General features: G+C 29.6%; 16 protein-coding genes. 8 read left to right on the forward strand and 8 right to left on the reverse strand.

The features are described 5' to 3' along the window. The first annotated feature begins 46 nt into the window (after positions 1–46). Positions 47–1,540 carry a hypothetical protein gene (locus IPK18_10175; protein QQR97236.1) on the forward strand — a complete coding sequence of 498 codons (1,494 nt, stop codon included), beginning with the start codon at positions 47–49 and terminating at the stop codon, positions 1,538–1,540. On the opposite strand, the gene IPK18_10180 is transcribed toward IPK18_10175, so the two are convergent. Continuing rightward, a complete protein-coding gene (locus IPK18_10180; GenBank protein QQR97237.1) occupies positions 1,537–2,469 on the reverse strand; it encodes a YegS/Rv2252/BmrU family lipid kinase in 933 nt (310 codons plus the stop codon). The two genes, IPK18_10175 and IPK18_10180, sit on opposite strands and share 4 nt — an antisense overlap. 139 nt (positions 2,470–2,608) lie before the next feature. Between IPK18_10180 and IPK18_10185 the strand changes: the two genes are divergently transcribed. Further along, the gene (locus IPK18_10185) at positions 2,609–3,088 is read left to right on the forward strand and encodes an NAD(P)H-dependent oxidoreductase (protein ID QQR99335.1); all 480 of its coding nucleotides are present in this window, start codon (positions 2,609–2,611) and stop codon (positions 3,086–3,088) included. A 1-nt stretch (position 3,089) separates the two neighbouring features. On the opposite strand, the gene IPK18_10190 is transcribed toward IPK18_10185, so the two are convergent. Then, a complete protein-coding gene (locus tag IPK18_10190) occupies positions 3,090–4,832 on the reverse strand; it encodes an amidohydrolase family protein (GenBank protein ID QQR97238.1) in 1,743 nt (580 codons plus the stop codon). 58 nt (positions 4,833–4,890) lie between these two features. Then, positions 4,891–5,514 (reverse strand): hypothetical protein, encoded by a 624-nt coding sequence (locus IPK18_10195; protein ID QQR97239.1) that lies wholly within the window; start codon positions 5,512–5,514, stop codon positions 4,891–4,893. 81 nt (positions 5,515–5,595) lie between these two features. Between IPK18_10195 and IPK18_10200 the strand changes: the two genes are divergently transcribed. Both IPK18_10200 and IPK18_10205 read left to right on the forward strand, forming a co-directional pair. After that, positions 5,596–5,988: a gamma-glutamylcyclotransferase gene (locus IPK18_10200; protein QQR97240.1), complete on the forward strand. Its 393-nt coding sequence runs from the start codon at positions 5,596–5,598 to the stop codon at positions 5,986–5,988. A 3-nt stretch (positions 5,989–5,991) separates the two neighbouring features. Continuing rightward, positions 5,992–6,246 (forward strand): hypothetical protein, encoded by a 255-nt coding sequence (locus IPK18_10205; GenBank protein QQR97241.1) that lies wholly within the window; start codon positions 5,992–5,994, stop codon positions 6,244–6,246. Here the strand turns inward: IPK18_10205 and mnmA are convergent. Continuing rightward, entirely contained in the window at positions 6,243–7,433 is a 1,191-nt protein-coding gene (mnmA, locus tag IPK18_10210; GenBank protein ID QQR97242.1) for a tRNA 2-thiouridine(34) synthase MnmA, read from the reverse strand. The two genes, IPK18_10205 and mnmA, sit on opposite strands and share 4 nt — an antisense overlap. 106 nt (positions 7,434–7,539) lie before the next feature. On the opposite strand from mnmA, the gene IPK18_10215 reads away from it, so the two are divergent. Next, positions 7,540–8,337 carry a hypothetical protein gene (locus tag IPK18_10215; protein QQR97243.1) on the forward strand — a complete coding sequence of 266 codons (798 nt, stop codon included), beginning with the start codon at positions 7,540–7,542 and terminating at the stop codon, positions 8,335–8,337. Positions 8,338–8,539: 202 nt separating this feature from the next. Here the strand turns inward: IPK18_10215 and IPK18_10220 are convergent, their stop codons facing one another. The 3 genes from IPK18_10220 to IPK18_10230 all read right to left on the reverse strand — a co-directional run bounded on the left by IPK18_10220 (position 8,540) and on the right by IPK18_10230 (position 10,916). Continuing rightward, positions 8,540–8,770: a hypothetical protein gene (locus IPK18_10220; GenBank protein QQR97244.1), complete on the reverse strand. Its 231-nt coding sequence runs from the start codon at positions 8,768–8,770 to the stop codon at positions 8,540–8,542. A gap of 68 nt (positions 8,771–8,838) precedes the next feature. After that, positions 8,839–9,696: a TonB family protein gene (locus tag IPK18_10225; protein ID QQR97245.1), complete on the reverse strand. Its 858-nt coding sequence runs from the start codon at positions 9,694–9,696 to the stop codon at positions 8,839–8,841. Positions 9,697–9,707: 11 nt separating this feature from the next. Continuing rightward, complete coding sequence (locus IPK18_10230; protein QQR97246.1) at positions 9,708–10,916, reverse strand: acetyl-CoA C-acetyltransferase; 1,209 nt, start codon at positions 10,914–10,916, stop codon at positions 9,708–9,710. A 165-nt stretch (positions 10,917–11,081) separates the two neighbouring features. Between IPK18_10230 and IPK18_10235 the strand changes: the two genes are divergently transcribed. Together IPK18_10235 and IPK18_10240 are read left to right on the forward strand one after the other, a co-directional pair. Then, entirely contained in the window at positions 11,082–11,528 is a 447-nt protein-coding gene (locus tag IPK18_10235) for an Rrf2 family transcriptional regulator (protein QQR97247.1), read from the forward strand. Beyond that, positions 11,518–12,177 carry a DUF2461 domain-containing protein gene (locus tag IPK18_10240; GenBank protein ID QQR97248.1) on the forward strand — a complete coding sequence of 220 codons (660 nt, stop codon included), beginning with the start codon at positions 11,518–11,520 and terminating at the stop codon, positions 12,175–12,177. The genes IPK18_10235 and IPK18_10240 overlap by 11 nt, the downstream gene beginning before the upstream one ends. Before the next feature lie 54 nt (positions 12,178–12,231). Here IPK18_10240 and IPK18_10245 read toward each other — a convergent pair whose 3' ends face one another. Further along, positions 12,232–14,775: a BamA/TamA family outer membrane protein gene (locus tag IPK18_10245; GenBank protein ID QQR97249.1), complete on the reverse strand. Its 2,544-nt coding sequence runs from the start codon at positions 14,773–14,775 to the stop codon at positions 12,232–12,234. Here IPK18_10245 and IPK18_10250 point away from each other — a divergent pair. Further along, complete coding sequence (locus tag IPK18_10250; GenBank protein ID QQR97250.1) at positions 14,749–15,474, forward strand: RNA methyltransferase; 726 nt, start codon at positions 14,749–14,751, stop codon at positions 15,472–15,474. The genes IPK18_10245 and IPK18_10250 overlap by 27 nt on opposite strands. The last annotated feature ends 15 nt before the right edge of the window (positions 15,475–15,489 follow it).

Genomic DNA, 15,489 nt, shown 5'->3' on the forward strand with positions numbered 1-15,489 from the left:
CATTGCATTTTAATAAATTTATTATTAAATTTGTTACATGCAAGAGTTGAAAGACCTAATCTTTATAGTTAATAAACGTAGATTATCTAAAATAGAAAATTTAGATAAAACTCTAATTAGTAGTAAAGATACATTGTTTTCTAAATTTTATCAAGGGCTTTATGATGGTAAATATGAAAATGATGATGTAGCAGCAAATGATTTGTATGGATGTGATAAAACTGATTATAGATATAGGCAACTAAAACATAGATTTAGAAAACGTTTATTAAATACATTATATTTTCTAAACATCAACTCTGATGAGAAACTTTCTGAATATGATAAAGAATATTATGAGTGTTTAAGTAGAATGCATATTTGTAATATAGTACAAAAATATGGCGGCTTACGCTCCACTACGGCAAGTTTAATAAAAGACATGTATCAGGTAGCTGAAAAAAATACATTTTTGGATGCTTTGGTTGAGTATTCTTATAAGTTGTCTATTCATTATTCATTAATTGGAAACGAGAAAAAATTTAATGAAGAAATTCAAAGATATTATAAGTACAATGATCAATTAAATATTATAAGGAGAAGTACAATTGTATATTATGAAGTGGCATTACTTTTAAATAGGAATACATATATCAAAAAAGAACACGAAAAGATTATCTTGGCAAAAATAGATACTTTAAATGAGTTATATATTTCGTACAAATCATTGACCACATATTTTAATTTAACTTGGCTAAAACTTATATATTTTGATTATACAGGTAGCAATAAAGAATTATTGGAGACAAGTAAAACATATTTGCAAAATTACAAAGACCATATTCCAACTGGAAAGGTATCTACTTATGTTTTAGGTGTACAAATATATCAAACAAAGGCACTGTTGTTGAATAGACAATATAACGAAGCTAGAAAATATGCAAGAGAAATTAGAGATACTATTACTGGCGCAAATTGGTTTTTAATTTGTGAGTATAAATTTAAAGCATTGTTGAACAATCAAAAAATAGCAGAAGCCAAACAAGTTATTACTACAGTAAAAAAACATCCACAATATAGAGCAACAAATATTTTGACTAAAGAAAGATGGATGATTTACGAAGCCTATGTCGAATTGTATGAAGCATATATAAACAAGTACGCACCGAAATATAGAATTGCAAAATTAAACAATGAGTTAAAAGAAACCATAAAAGATAAAGCAGGATTTAATTTGTCATTGAGAGTATTGGAATGCATAGATTTGTTGTATAAAAATAAATGGGCAAAATTTATTGCTCAAACAGAAGCATTAAATACATACTATAAAAGACACTTAAATGCAAAGCCTTTTCTTAGAGCAAAATTATTTTTAAAACTTGTTTTTAGTATTGAAAAATATAATTTCGACTATAAAAGGTTGGAAAAGTGTGAAGAATATATTGAGTTGAAAACAAATTACCACAAACACGTTTTGCATGAAAGTGAAATTGTAAATTACGATACCTTGTGGAAGATTATTCTATATTTCATCAAACAACAACAGCAATCAGAAATTTAAATTAAGAAACTAAGTTTATGTTTTAAACAAACTAATTTCATAGGAGCATAGCCAATAAATTCTCCATCCATATCAATTGTCAGCTCATCATTATTTATTGGCGATTCTATATTTATTTCTTTGGTAGAAATATATTTTACTTTTTCATGTATTATCTTTTTGCCTTTTTTTACATCACCCAAATTCTTAAAATAATCTGTCAAGCTAATATCGCCGATAATTACAATAGAAAATTCACCATCAGTAATATTGGCATCTGGTGCAATGCACAAACCATTGCCAAAATATTTGCCATTTGCCACTACATAATTTATAATTTTCCCTTCCCAATTGTGTTCACTATTATATGCTCTTACATGTACTGGCTTGTATGTTGCAACAGTACTTGTAATAGACCAAAAATAGCTAATATCAGCACCTAACCATTTTGGTACTTTCTCTTTGCGCTGCACAGTATTGCCACCCATGCCTACGTCAGTTATATTGATAAAAAACCGAATGCTATTATTTCTATTTCTGTCTTTAAAAAACACTTGTCCAACATCAACTAATGTAGTATGTTCTTTTTCAATGATATTTTTTAATTGTTGTAAATTAATTTCTTTGTATAATGTTTTTATAAAATCATTGCCACTTCCAGCTGGATATACTGCAATTTTTATTTTTGCAATAGCTTCCCAATTGTAATTATTGTCTATTTTATGATAATCTATTAATGCATTAATTCCTTCATTCAAAGAACCATCACCACCAACAAATACAAGCGTGTCAATATTTTTTGCTAATGATTCTTTGGTCAAAATATCAATATGTCCAGCATAGTTAGATACCAAAGTTTGTATCTCAAAACGGTTAAACGTAGAATTAATTTCTTTAATTACAGTATCAATTTTTCTTATATTTCCATTTATAATAAATGCAATATTCATTTCTACAGATTTTGATAAATATAAATATAGTTATTATTCATGAAGTTTTATGTTTTTTGATTTATTGATGTATATTTATCAAAAAAAAGCATGATTACAATATTCCATGGTACAAGAAGAAAAATAGCAATTCAAAAAAATTGCAGATATATATAATAAAATATTAGGCGAAAAAAATGTACAACATTTTTATTTCACGCTTGAAAATGTAGAGCAGGATGTTTTTAATGCAACATTTTACACACAGCCTAAAAATGCACAATTAGTAGAAATTGAAAATGGAATTTTAGCACCAACAGATAAATATATTTTCGTAATTCCAGAATACCATGGTAGTTTTCCAGGTATGTTTAAAGGTTTTATAGATGCCTGTGATGTAAAAAAATGCTTCCATAATAAAAAAGCATGCTTGGTAGGTGTGTCTGATGGTCGTGCAGGAAATTTGCGTGGAATGGAACATCTAACCAATATTTTCAATCATCTTAGAATGAATGTCATGCATTTGAAATTGCCATTATCACAAATATCAAGTCACTTAGATGCAGAAGGAAATCTTGCACCAAATGATGAATATCTAAAAATGATTAATGATCAAATAGAAATGTTCTTGGAATTTTAAATTACCAAGTGCTTTTTAATAATTTTCCGAAATCTTTTTTCTTACCTAAGTCTTCGTGGAAACCAACTACGCCATTGTTGCTGTAAGCTTCATTACCATTGATGAATACGTGTTTTACAACTTTTCCACTTCGTTTTACTAATCTATAAGTGCCTTCAAACATTGGATGATAGTCTTCAATAGGTTCTGAGTTTACATCACTTTGAAGTTTGCTTGGATCAATGATAACTAAATCTGCGCGTTTGCCAACAGAAATATCGCCAGCATCAATACCAAAGAAATTAGCTGGTTCTTTGGTTAGTCTATATATTGCCTTTTCAATGCTCATCATTTCTGGATGTTTCTGTGCCGTTTTTAGCATTTGTAAACTACCATCATGAAATGCCATATTTACATTGTGCGCACCACTGTCATTAAAGCCAGGCATACAATGTTTGCTATTTAATAAATCTAATCTTACTTCTTCTCTGTGGTTTGATGTTTCGCATTTCCAACGTAGGTGCGTATCGTATTTTGCCAATAAATCCATAAAATGAATAACTGGATCTACGCCTGCTTCTTTTGCTATTTGGTCAAAGTTTTTTCCAATTAATGATTTATCTGGTGCATTTACCACCCACATTTCTTTTAGTGCTTTTGGAAATACAGATGTTGCTTTATGGTTCCATTCTTTTACAAATACTTTTCTAAAATTCTCATCTTTAAACATAGCTTTTCTTTCTTCTTCAGTGCCACTAATAGCTTGTATCATAGATGGAAATTCTTCGAATAAAGGAGTTACAGGACCATCGCCATAATTTAAAAATGGTTCTGCAAGTGTTTGGAATTTCATATTGGCACGCAATACATCATTGCCTAATGTGCCAAAAAGTTTTAATAGTTTATATATATTTTCGTTAGATTTTAAATCTAATGCAGCAACAATAGATGTTTTTAAGCTGTCTTTAAATAATCCACCGTGTGATAATCTAAGTATTGTGAAAATAGATTTTTTGTCTACAGCATTCGGTGTTATTTGTAATACTCTGTTGTGTTTTCTAAGTACATGTGCCAATTTTCTATATTCAGATTTTGCTGCACGTTGTGATGGTACAGAAATACCCAAATATTTTTTATCATAAATGCCTGCCCAACGATGGAATGGCAACATATCTATTGACACGCCTAAATATCCTGCTTGCATTGCTTCGTTTACTACGCCTTCCATTTTGCTCAGTTCTTGTGCTGAAGCATTTGGTTGCATAAATGCTCTATCCAATCCCATTGCATCAATTCTGATATTAGAATGACCAATAAAACTTGCAACATTTGGACCCAATGTAAGTGTGTCTAAATGTTCGTAATATTCTCTAACATTTGTCCATTTTATATTTCCAATTATCCAGTGTGATAATACTTTTGCAGGAATATTTTCTACTCTACAAAATAGATCTACTATTTCTTTGTCTTTGCCCAACGCAGCAGAAAGCGAGCAATTGCCTATTACTACAGTGGTTACGCCATGTTGCACTGATTCGTCTAATGCAGGCAATACTTCTATTTCTGCATCGTAGTGTGCGTGAATATCAATAAAACCTGGGCAAACCCAATGATCTGTTGCGTCTATTTCTTTTGCACCTTCTATAGCTTCTGCCGTATCTACTACTGCATCTACTTTATTGTTTTTTATGATAATATCTTTTTTTACACCTTTTGCGCCTGTGCCATCAAAGTATATTCCGTTGCGTATGATTGTAGTTTGCATAAACAAAATTTATACTATAAAAATACAAAAAAAATGAAAATTAACAGAATATATAAAATTATTTGCTAATGTAAATTGTATCTGCTAAGGTTTTGCTTTTAATATTTTTCTCTTTGTTGATTAAAAATAATGTATTGCTTGCTGTATTAGCATCAATATTGGTATTCTTGTTCTTTGTTGAATCGATTTTACTTTCAAAAGTATATTTTGTAGTGTAAGTAGCATCATTAAAAAGCTGATTTATGTCTAAATATGCTTTGCTCTCACCTAAATTTTCATCAATATTTTGCATAATATTATTGTGCTCATATCTAATAATTTGTCCATCTTGTTCTGCAAAATAAGTTGTGCTATCTGTTTTGAATATTATTTGTAATGCTTGATTTAGTACATTGATGTTGTCAAAATTAAACTGTAACCCAAATTGATAATCTTCATTATTGACGATGTATTCAAAATTTCTAATGCCAGAGATATTATTTACGTTTTTTATTTCGTTTATAGTATTAGCCATTTCATTGTTGGCTTTTTGTTGCAATATGCTTGCATTCTTAAATTGGAAATAAAATTTAAAAGTGCCAGAATTGTTCTTATTGAAATTAACTTCTTCCATGATATCAAAACATGATGTGAATAGTAAAAAACTAATAGCAATAACAAAATAGGTAGATATTCTTCTCATAAAATATTCTTTTAGTATAAAAGTAAAAAAATAATCAACCTAAAATAACTAAAAAAACTTAAACAAGATTATATTTGTCATATGTCAGTATATTTATTTACTTATGGTACACTAAGATTAGAGCAAAGTCATCCAATGGCTGATTATTTAGCTAAGAATAGTGCACTTGTTGGATTAGGAGAAATTTCTGGTGCCAAGTTATATAAAATAGATTGGTATCCAGCATTGATAAAAACAGCTAATGAAAGTGATAAAGTGTATGGTGATGTTTTTAACATAAATGGTATTGAAGTATTAGAAAAAATTGATGAATACGAAGGAATTGGTGTGGGCAAACCACCTTATGAATATAGAAGAGAAAAAATAAAAACTAAGACTGAATTGAATGATATTGAAGCTTGGGTTTATTTTTATAATATTGATTTGCCTGATTATGCAACGCCAATAGAATCTGGCGATTTTTTAAATCCTTAATGTATGAAAATACTTTGTTTAGGTGTGTTTTTTATTGTTGTAAATTTTGTGCTTGCAAATGAAAAAGATTCTGTGCAACAAAATGCATTGCCTGAAAATATATATAGTATAAGATATGATTTAAATGACATGAAAACAAAAGATACCGTGTTGTTTAAAATGCCAAAATATATTCAAGGTAAGTTTTGCGATTTTGAAGATAAAATTCAAAAAAAGAAAATTCCTTTAGATTTTAGTTTAGGAAAAACTAAGTATTAATCAATGACACCAGAACCTATAAGTTCATCGCCATCGTACCATGCACAGAACTGACCAGGCGTGATGCCTTTTTGTAAGTTTTTAAACACAACATACAAGTTATCTTCAGTCATATACAAACAACATTCTTCAAGATTTTGTCTATATCTAATTCTTGCTTTATAGTTGCGTTGCTCGCCAATTTGCATTTGCAAATCTTCTCTAATCCAATGTATGTCTTTGTTTTTTATGGCAAGCGCAGCTCTGTTTAGTGCTTTGTGTTCTTCGCCTTCGCCCAAATAAATAATGTTTGCTTTGGTATCTGTGCCAATTACAAATAGTGCTTGCTTAAAGCCACCAATGCCTATGCCTTTTCGCTGACCAATAGTATAAAAATGTGCGCCATTGTGTTCGCCAATTTCATTACCTACAATTGTATTAAAATTTATTTTTTCAGATAATTTTTCTAAAGTATCATTGTTGCAATTATCAAATTGGTAAGACATTATTTCATCAATGCTATTGTTGTCTATTAAAATAACTTTTCCTTTTTTAGGTAATAATTGTTGTTGTAAAAAATCAGGTAATCTTACTTTTCCTATAAAACACAAACCTTGTGAGTCTTTTTTTTCTGCTGTAATTAGGTCTAAATCTTTTGCAATTTTCCTAACTTCTGGTTTTGTCAATTCGCCAATTGGAAATAATGCTTTACTCAATTGTTCTTGATTAAGTTGACAAAGAAAGTAACTTTGGTCTTTGTTGTTATCTTTTCCAGCAAGTAGTTGGTAAATTTCTTTTTCATCTTTGGTTAATGTAGCTTTTCTACAATAATGTCCAGTAGCAACATAATCTGCGCCCAATGCCAAAGCATGTTTTAGAAAAATATCAAATTTTATCTCACGATTGCACAATACATCAGGATTTGGTGTTCTGCCAACTTCATATTCAGCAAACATATAATCAACTATTCTTTTTTTATAATCTGCGCTTAAATCTAAAGTTTGAAAAGGAATATTTAATTTTTGTGCCACAAGTAGAGCATCGTTGCTGTCTTCCACCCAAGGACAATCACCTTCAATCGTTACATTGCCATCATGCCAATTTTTCATGAATAAACCAATTACTTCGTAGCCTTGCTTCAATAATAAATAAGCTGCAACACTTGAGTCTACACCACCAGATAGTCCAACAATCACACGTTTTTTCACGATGCAAAGATAAAACTATTTGTATTTCTTTTGCGAATCTTCATACTAATTAAGAATTTCAAAAATGTTAAGAAATTAGATGTATTTTTATATTTCATAAGTACACATGGGAAATTTTGAATACAAGTTTCAGAAGATAATATCTGTTTTTCTAATTTTTATTGGAGCAATGCTATGTGTTATTACGCTTATTCCGTTGATGCAATTTAATTTTTCGTATGCTTATTTGTTGATACTAACACTCTTTTTTGCTGGATTGTTGGTTGCATTTGGTGGATACGTAAATTATAAGAAAAACACAGAGCAAAAAAATAAAGAAATAGAATTAGTGCATGAAAGCAATAACGCAACAAGAATACAAATAACAACTGCTACACCAATTTTATTCAGATGGGATGTTTCAAATACGTTGTGGCGAAATTTTTCAAACTTAGAGAAAATAAATAGAAATGCAGAATCTGTAAGTATGTTAATTGGAATTTGTGTGCTTGGTACAGCTTTTTTATTGTCTGGTAAAACTACCAATTGGAAAATTGCACTCACCATTTCTTTTGTTGTTGGATTGATATTTGTGATACTTAGAAAAGTATTGACGAATCAATATTTAAAAACTAAGCAACAACAAAAAGATATAGTAATTAGTTTTTTTGAAAATGGTGTTGTTGTAAATGAAAATTATTATGCATTTTGGCATGAAACAAGATGGCTTGAATCTGTGTCTTTGAAGATTGAAAATGAGATACAATTCTTAGAATTTATTGTAAAATGGAAAACAAGAGATAGCATAGCATCTGATGAAATCAGAATTCCATATTCAAAAAATGAACATCAAATTGTTGATGATGTAACTCATTACTACAATGATAAAATCAATCAATATCTATTGAATAATGACAATAAATAATTTTTGAATAAATTTGATTGGTTTTACTTCAAAGTAAAGCTTTTGAATTTGATTTTGTGTCAGTTTTCTCTAAATTAGTATGTGTATTGCTTGTCGCAGAGTCCTCTGCGAGAGACTCTGCTGGGAAGAGAATATATCTGAAAAGGTCGTTTTTATTATTTTTGTATTTTAGTATATTAATATATTTTATAGATATTAATATTTATTTATTTGCTTTTTCATTACCGCGTTTAAAGTTCTTAGTTATCTTTGCCAAGAATAATTGAAGCTCATAATTATCATTATCATTGATTTTTGCTATCAGTTTTAGGTAGTCATTACCATGTACTATTTTTATTATTTTATTTTCGAAAAACACACGTGCTTTATTATCTTTTAACAACTTATATTTAAATGGTTGCTCATCTTTTAATATATTCCTTTTGTCTTCCATTTATTTTTGTTATTTAATACTTCCCAGCAGAGTCTTCTGTGATAGACTCTGCTGGGAAGGCTGTTTTATTATTGTAATTTATAAGATATCGGTAAAGTATAAAATGCCTTTACAAATTTATTCTTTTGTAATGCGGGTGTCCATCTTGGCATTAATTTACATACACGGATGCTCTCCTCAGCGCACCCACCACCTACACCGTCATTTAATATTTTTAAGTCTGTTAGAAGACCATTTGTATCAACAATAAAATGTACAATTACTTTCCCTTCTAATTCTTTTTTCCTTGCTTCTTCAGGGTATTTAATATTAGTAGAGAGAAATTTCATTAGTTCTGCTCCTCCTCCTGGGAATGAAGGCATAACTTCCGTACGGTCATATATTATACCAGATGTATCTCGTTCATAAGACGCTAAATATAGCGAATCGCAATCAAGTTTATTTCCTAGACTATCATAACAACTAGTCTTTATAATCTTTTCATATGAATTATAAGTATATACTTTCTTAGGATTGCCATTTGGAAAGAAACTTATGCTCTTGCCAAATTTCACACCATCTAAATATTCTTCTTCTTTCTCTTTGTATCTCCCATTACCAGCATATGTTATCCATGCTCCATTCATTTTATTATTCAAATAGTGTCCTTGCATATAAATTTCACCACTGCTTGTATAATAAATAGCTTCTCCTTCACGAATGCTATGATTCAACAAATTAAAATGTTCTGAAGAAATTGGTGTTGAGTTGATATTATAAAATTCTATTTTCAATAAATCCTTTTTCTTTGATATTATTTTATAAAAATTAGCGTCGCTTTTATTTACTGGTATCGTATCAGAATAGTTTTTTAGATAAATAGGGTTTTGAGCATTAATCTGAATAATTGAAAAAAGGATTAATCCAAACGTTAATAGCACTCTCATTCTTATAAATATTACACTAACTCCACAATTGTTGCAATGCCCATTCCACCACCAACACATAGTGTTGCCAAACCTGTAGATTTTTGGGTGCGTTCTAATTCATCTACTAAAGTGCCTAATATCATTGCGCCAGTTGCACCAAGTGGATGACCTAATGCAATAGCACCACCATTTACATTTAGTTTTTCATCAGGCACATTGATATCTCTTTGTAAGCGCAAAACAGCAGATGCAAATGCCTCATTCATTTCTACTAAATCAATGTCATTTATTTTCATACCTATTCTGTCCATTGCAATCTTAGATGCTGGTCCAGGTCCAGTTAGCATAATTGTTGGTTCTGTTGAAGTTAGACCTATGCTTGTAATTTTTGCTCTTGGTTTTAAGCCTAATTTTTCGCCTATTTCTTTGCTGCCAATTAGTACTAATGCTGCACCATCTACAATTCCAGAAGAATTGCCTGGTGTATGTATATGGTTTATTTTTTCTAAGTGTGTATATTTTTGTAAAGCTACAGCATCAAATCCCATTTCGCCCATCATTTGGAATGATGGTGCTAAGCTATTTAACCCTTCAAGTGTTGTATCTACACGGTTGTATTCGTCTTCTGCTAAAATGGTTAAACCATTGATGTCTACAATAGGAACTATAGATTTGCTGAATCTACCTTCTGCTTTTGCTTTTGCTGCCAACTTTTGTGAACGTAATGCATAGTTATCGCAATCTGTTCTTGAAAATCCTTCAACAGTTGCAATTAAATCTGCACTTACACCTTGTGGTACAAAATCAGTTTGTGCATTTACTTTCATGTCTAAAACCCAAGCGCCACCATCAAAACCCATTGGTACTCTACTCATAGATTCTACACCACCAGCAATTACTAAATCTTGCCATCCAGAACGTACTTTCATTGCTGCAAGATTTACAGCTTCTAAACCTGAAGCGCAAAATCTGTTGAGTTGAAAGCCTGAAACATCATTGGAGTATCCTGCCATCATAACAGCTGTTTTTGCAATATTTCCACCTTGGTCGCCTATTGGCGTTACGCAACCTATAACTACATCATCTACTAATGTTGTGTCTAAATTATTTCTTTCTTTTATTGCTACTAGCATTTGTGCTAAAAGTTCTACTGGAGTTACCTCATATAATGCACCGCTTTTTTTGCCTTTTCCTCTCGGTGTGCGAACACAATCGTAAATGTATGCTTCTGTTGCCATTCTTTATTTTTTTATAGATAAATATAGTTATTTAATTTTAATTAAGATTCTATTTCTTTTTATTTTTTATGATTGTAATATTTTATATTTGTATTTAATTTAATTTTTAATTGACTCAATTAATTAATTAGATTTTTTTCTGTATATTTGTTCTAGAGTAAGTCCATGCTATCTAAGAAAACAAAATATGCCATTAACGCACTTGTGTACCTTGCTAAAATGCCTGCAAAGCAGCCAATATTAATAAGTGACATAGCTGAACATGAAAATATTCCTAAGAAATTTTTAGAGACAATATTATTAGATATGCGAAATGCAGGTTACCTAAATTCTAAAAAAGGAAAAGGTGGTGGTTACTATTTGATAAAAGATCCAAAAGATGTAAACTTAGCAGAAGTAATTAGATATTTTGATGGAGCAATAGGTATGTTACCATGTGTGACACACAAATATTATGAAAAATGTGATGAATGTACAGATGAAAATACATGTGGCATTAGACATACATTTTTAGCAATTAGAAATGAAACGGTAGAGTTGTTGAAAAAAAGTACATTGCAACAAATTATTGAAATGGAAAATGATTTAAAAAAAACCAAAAATGATAAGTAAAAATACATTTAGTTTTTTAGCTGACTTAAGTAAAAATAATAACAAAGAATGGTTTGAAGCAAACAAACCAAGATACCAAAAAGCACAACATGAAATTAAAAATTTACTTAGTGTTTGGATAAATGAATTTGGTAAGATTGATGAAAATATAGCACATTTAGAACCCAGTAAATGTATTTTTAGAATTCACCGTGATGTGCGCTTTTCCAAAGATAAATCACCATATAAATTGAATTTGGGCGCTTTTATTGTTTGTGGTGGTAAAAACTCAAATCTAGCAGGATATTATTTGCATATAGAACCAAATAAGTGCTTTTTTGGCGCAGGAAATTATGCACCAACGCCAGAACAAATCAATAAAATTAGACAAGAAATTGACTATAATTTCAGAGATTTCCAAAGTATTGTAAGTGATAAAAAATTTGCAACTACATTTGGAAAATTAGATGATGAGCAAAAGCTGAAAAGAGCACCAAAAGGTTATGAAGAAGATAATGAAGCAATTGAATATTTGAAATTAAAATCATTTACAGTTTTTGCAAAAGTAAAAGATACAGAAATACTAAAGCCAGATTTTATGCATCGTTTAGTAGAACTGAGCACAATGTCAAAGCCATTAATCGATTTCTTAAATACTGCTGTAGATTAATTTTCTAAAGAAATAAATATGTTTCAAGATAAGAAAGTGATGTAGTTTATTATTCTAAAAAGGATATCCAATAGCAATATTTAATCCAGGTAGTCTGCCATATATATTTTTTCGCATATACTTTTTGTTGATAGCTGGGTTGTCTGATTTATATTGATTGTATGTCGATCTTCTTTCTTTTATAATATCTGGAAGCCATTTTATATTTTCATTTACTGCAGCATATCCTGGATCATAAATTGGCAGTGCAACATCAAATCTTATAACAAAAAATGATAAATCTAATCGAATTCCTACGCCTGCATCCCAAGCAATTTCTTTTCCAAATCTTTTAAAATTAAATTCTGCATTTGGTCTGTCAGTATTCTTTTTGTACATCCAAATATTCCCAGCATCAGTAAATACAGCACCTTTAAATAATTTAAAAATATTAAATCTAAACTCAGCATTCCATTCTAATTTTAAATCTCCAGTTTGGTCAAGTAGTCTAGAATTTAGGTATCTATTTCCAGTGCCACCAGGACCAACTTGTCTAAACAACCAAGCACGCAAAGAGTTTGGCCCACCAGCTGAGAATTGACGAATATACGGCATGATTGCAGTGCCATCATAAGATGAATTTCCATAAGGAATGCCTAGTCCAACAAACATTCTAAATCCTAAAGATTGTTGTTTTTTAAAATTAAAGAAATATTTAGGTTCTAATTCTATTTTTGCAAATTGTGCAAAAGGAATACCTGAAAGTGTGTAAGGTTTCTCTTTATTTTTTGATAAAGATGAAAATCCAAAAATTATGTTTCCTGCCAAATTCAAACTTCCTCTAAATGAAAAATGATTTTTATATTTTCCTAAATTGATATTTTGATTTGTATAAAAGAATGTATATTCTTGACCAAGTATAAATTGATCATCAAAACTACGTGCTAATAGACTATTGGTGTCTAATTTATCTTGAAAAGCTTCGGAAATATTATTTGGTCTAACAAAAGTGAAGCTTAATGGAGAAAACATATGCCTGAATTTATCATTATACCATTCGTATCCATAATTAATGTTGATGGCGTGTAGTGAGTATAATAATAATCTTCTTTGGAAATTATAGTTTAATGCAATGTTTGTCTTTGGCTTATATTTTTCGTATGTATTGCAATTGTTTTTCTTAAACGATGGCGCAATTCTTGCTAATGAGATTCTTACTTCTGAAGAAACATTCACATTATTGATGGCATTTAATCTTAAACTATCTTCAGCTCTTTTTTGAATTTGAAAATCAACACCACCTCTGATGCTAAAATATAATTTTGCAGCAGTTTTAAATACATTTTTATTAATGTAAGATGCAGAAATAGAGAATCCAAGTGTGCTTTGTGCATTTGTATTAAGTTCTAATTTATTGCTAATAGAATGTCTTTTATTAGGTACACAGTCAATCGTAGTAATCAGTCCCATTTCTTCTGGAGAAAATGAAAATGGCTCATGTTTAATATTTACATATTTAAAAACACCAAGTCCATATAAATTACTTCTTGTTGCTAATTGTTCTCTTACTGTGTAAATGTCATTTGGTTTTAATCTTAAAGATTTTGCTAAAATTCTTGGATAAATGCTATTTCTTACAACATTAAAGTTCACATTACAAATTGTATCCTTTAATCTATCATATAGATTAATTTTTTTATTTTCAACTTTATTGTCATAATTGATATTGAGATTTACATCGAGATAAACATATTTCTTGTGCAAAGAAGAGTCAATTTCATTTTTTACAGTTAGATAAGCATCAATCTGATGATTGCCAATTGTACTATCGATTTTTAGAATAATAAAATCTGCACTGAATGTAAAATATCCTTCGTTTTGAATATCAACAGCAATTCTATCTCTTTCTTCTTTTATATTTTCTATATCAAATATTTCCCCAGGTTTTAATAATGAGTTCTTTTTATTTTTTATAACTATCGCTCCTAAAACAGAATCTTCTGCTATGTAATATATATTTCTATATCTATGGTCATCTTTAGGCGTTACTTCATATATTGCATTAGTCTTTTTGTTTTTTGTCTTGTATGATGATTTTATTTCATTGTCAAAATATCCTTTGTAGAATAAATAGTTTTTCATTTTTTCTTCAGAAGATTTTAGAGCCAATGAGTCAAAAAGCACTGGTGGTTCACCAGAAAATTCTTCCATGTACATGGAATTTTTATCTTTTTTTCTTTTGAGCTTAGGATATTTCTTATAAAACGCATCAGGATTGTTTTTTAGTAAATCACCATCTTCTGCTAATATTTTATTGGTTTTTCTGTAAGACATTGCATATAAACCAAGTTTTAATCTGAAAAAACTAAGAAATTTCTTATTTGGTTGTTGATTGTAGACTACTTGTTTTGCCAAATTAGATTGTAATTCTGCTTTGTCTGCACCACTATTTTTATCTATTTTTAATATAATTTGATTACTAACAAGTAATGATTCATCATCTTTGAGTACATGTTTAGTTGCACTACACGCCTGAAGTAAAAAAATAATTAAAATAAAACCTACCTTTGCGTAAGAATATTTATATCGTATATGTTGAGTATAAATGAAGTTAAACATATTAATTCGCTCAAAATTAAGAAATACCGCAATAAATATTCCGAATTTATTGCGGAAGGTAGAAAAGTTATAACAGAATTAATACAAAATGGATTTTTTTGTAAAAAAATATACATTGCAAACGATGAAATTTTAGATATCCCAAATCATATTTCAGTTCAAAATATTACATTAAATGAGTTGAAAAAAATTTCTAACCAAACTCATCCATCATCAGCATTAGCAATTTTTGAAATTCCAATACCAAAAATCATTGAAGAATATAATAATTGGGTTATTGCATTAGACAATATTCAAGATCCAGGGAATTTAGGAACAATTATAAGAATTGCAGATTGGTTTGGAATTAAACATATTGTTTGCTCTCAAGATTGTGTAGATGCATATAATCCAAAGACAGTGCAAGCAAGCATGGCTTCGATTGCAAATGTAAATGTATTAGAAACAGATTTAAAGCAGTTTTTTGATGAACATAAAACATTTGAAGTGCATGCAGCAATGTTGGCTGGTACAAATATTCAAGAATATAAGTTTCCGAAAAAAGGAATATTGTTAATTGGAAATGAAGGAAAAGGCATCAATGATGGCTTGTTGTCATATGTACAAAAGCAAATTACAATACCAAAATTTGGCAAAGCAGAGTCTTTAAACGCTGCAATTGCAACATCAATTATTGTTGCACAAATAAAATTGAGTTAATAAATCAATACGTTA

Source organism: Sphingobacteriales bacterium (genome assembly GCA_016699615.1).
Lineage (GTDB): Bacteria > Bacteroidota > Bacteroidia > Chitinophagales > JADIYW01 > JADJSS01.

Excerpts from the sequence above, each read along its gene's own strand:
- IPK18_10205 (QQR97241.1), top strand. The coding sequence starts at position 5,992 with ATGAAAATACTTTGTTTAGGTGTGTTTTTTATTGTTGTAAATTTTGTG.
- IPK18_10195 (QQR97239.1), bottom strand. The coding sequence starts at position 5,514 with ATGAGAAGAATATCTACCTATTTTGTTATTGCTATTAGTTTTTTACTA.
- IPK18_10235 (QQR97247.1), top strand. The coding sequence starts at position 11,082 with ATGCTATCTAAGAAAACAAAATATGCCATTAACGCACTTGTGTACCTT.
- IPK18_10240 (QQR97248.1), top strand. The coding sequence starts at position 11,518 with ATGATAAGTAAAAATACATTTAGTTTTTTAGCTGACTTAAGTAAAAAT.
- IPK18_10180 (QQR97237.1), bottom strand. The coding sequence starts at position 2,469 with ATGAATATTGCATTTATTATAAATGGAAATATAAGAAAAATTGATACT.
- IPK18_10225 (QQR97245.1), bottom strand. The coding sequence starts at position 9,696 with ATGAGAGTGCTATTAACGTTTGGATTAATCCTTTTTTCAATTATTCAG.
- IPK18_10245 (QQR97249.1), bottom strand. The coding sequence starts at position 14,775 with ATGTTTAACTTCATTTATACTCAACATATACGATATAAATATTCTTAC.
- IPK18_10215 (QQR97243.1), top strand. The coding sequence starts at position 7,540 with ATGGGAAATTTTGAATACAAGTTTCAGAAGATAATATCTGTTTTTCTA.
- IPK18_10200 (QQR97240.1), top strand. The coding sequence starts at position 5,596 with ATGTCAGTATATTTATTTACTTATGGTACACTAAGATTAGAGCAAAGT.
- IPK18_10230 (QQR97246.1), bottom strand. The coding sequence starts at position 10,916 with ATGGCAACAGAAGCATACATTTACGATTGTGTTCGCACACCGAGAGGA.
- IPK18_10220 (QQR97244.1), bottom strand. The coding sequence starts at position 8,770 with ATGGAAGACAAAAGGAATATATTAAAAGATGAGCAACCATTTAAATAT.
- IPK18_10250 (QQR97250.1), top strand. The coding sequence starts at position 14,749 with ATGTTGAGTATAAATGAAGTTAAACATATTAATTCGCTCAAAATTAAG.
- IPK18_10190 (QQR97238.1), bottom strand. The coding sequence starts at position 4,832 with ATGCAAACTACAATCATACGCAACGGAATATACTTTGATGGCACAGGC.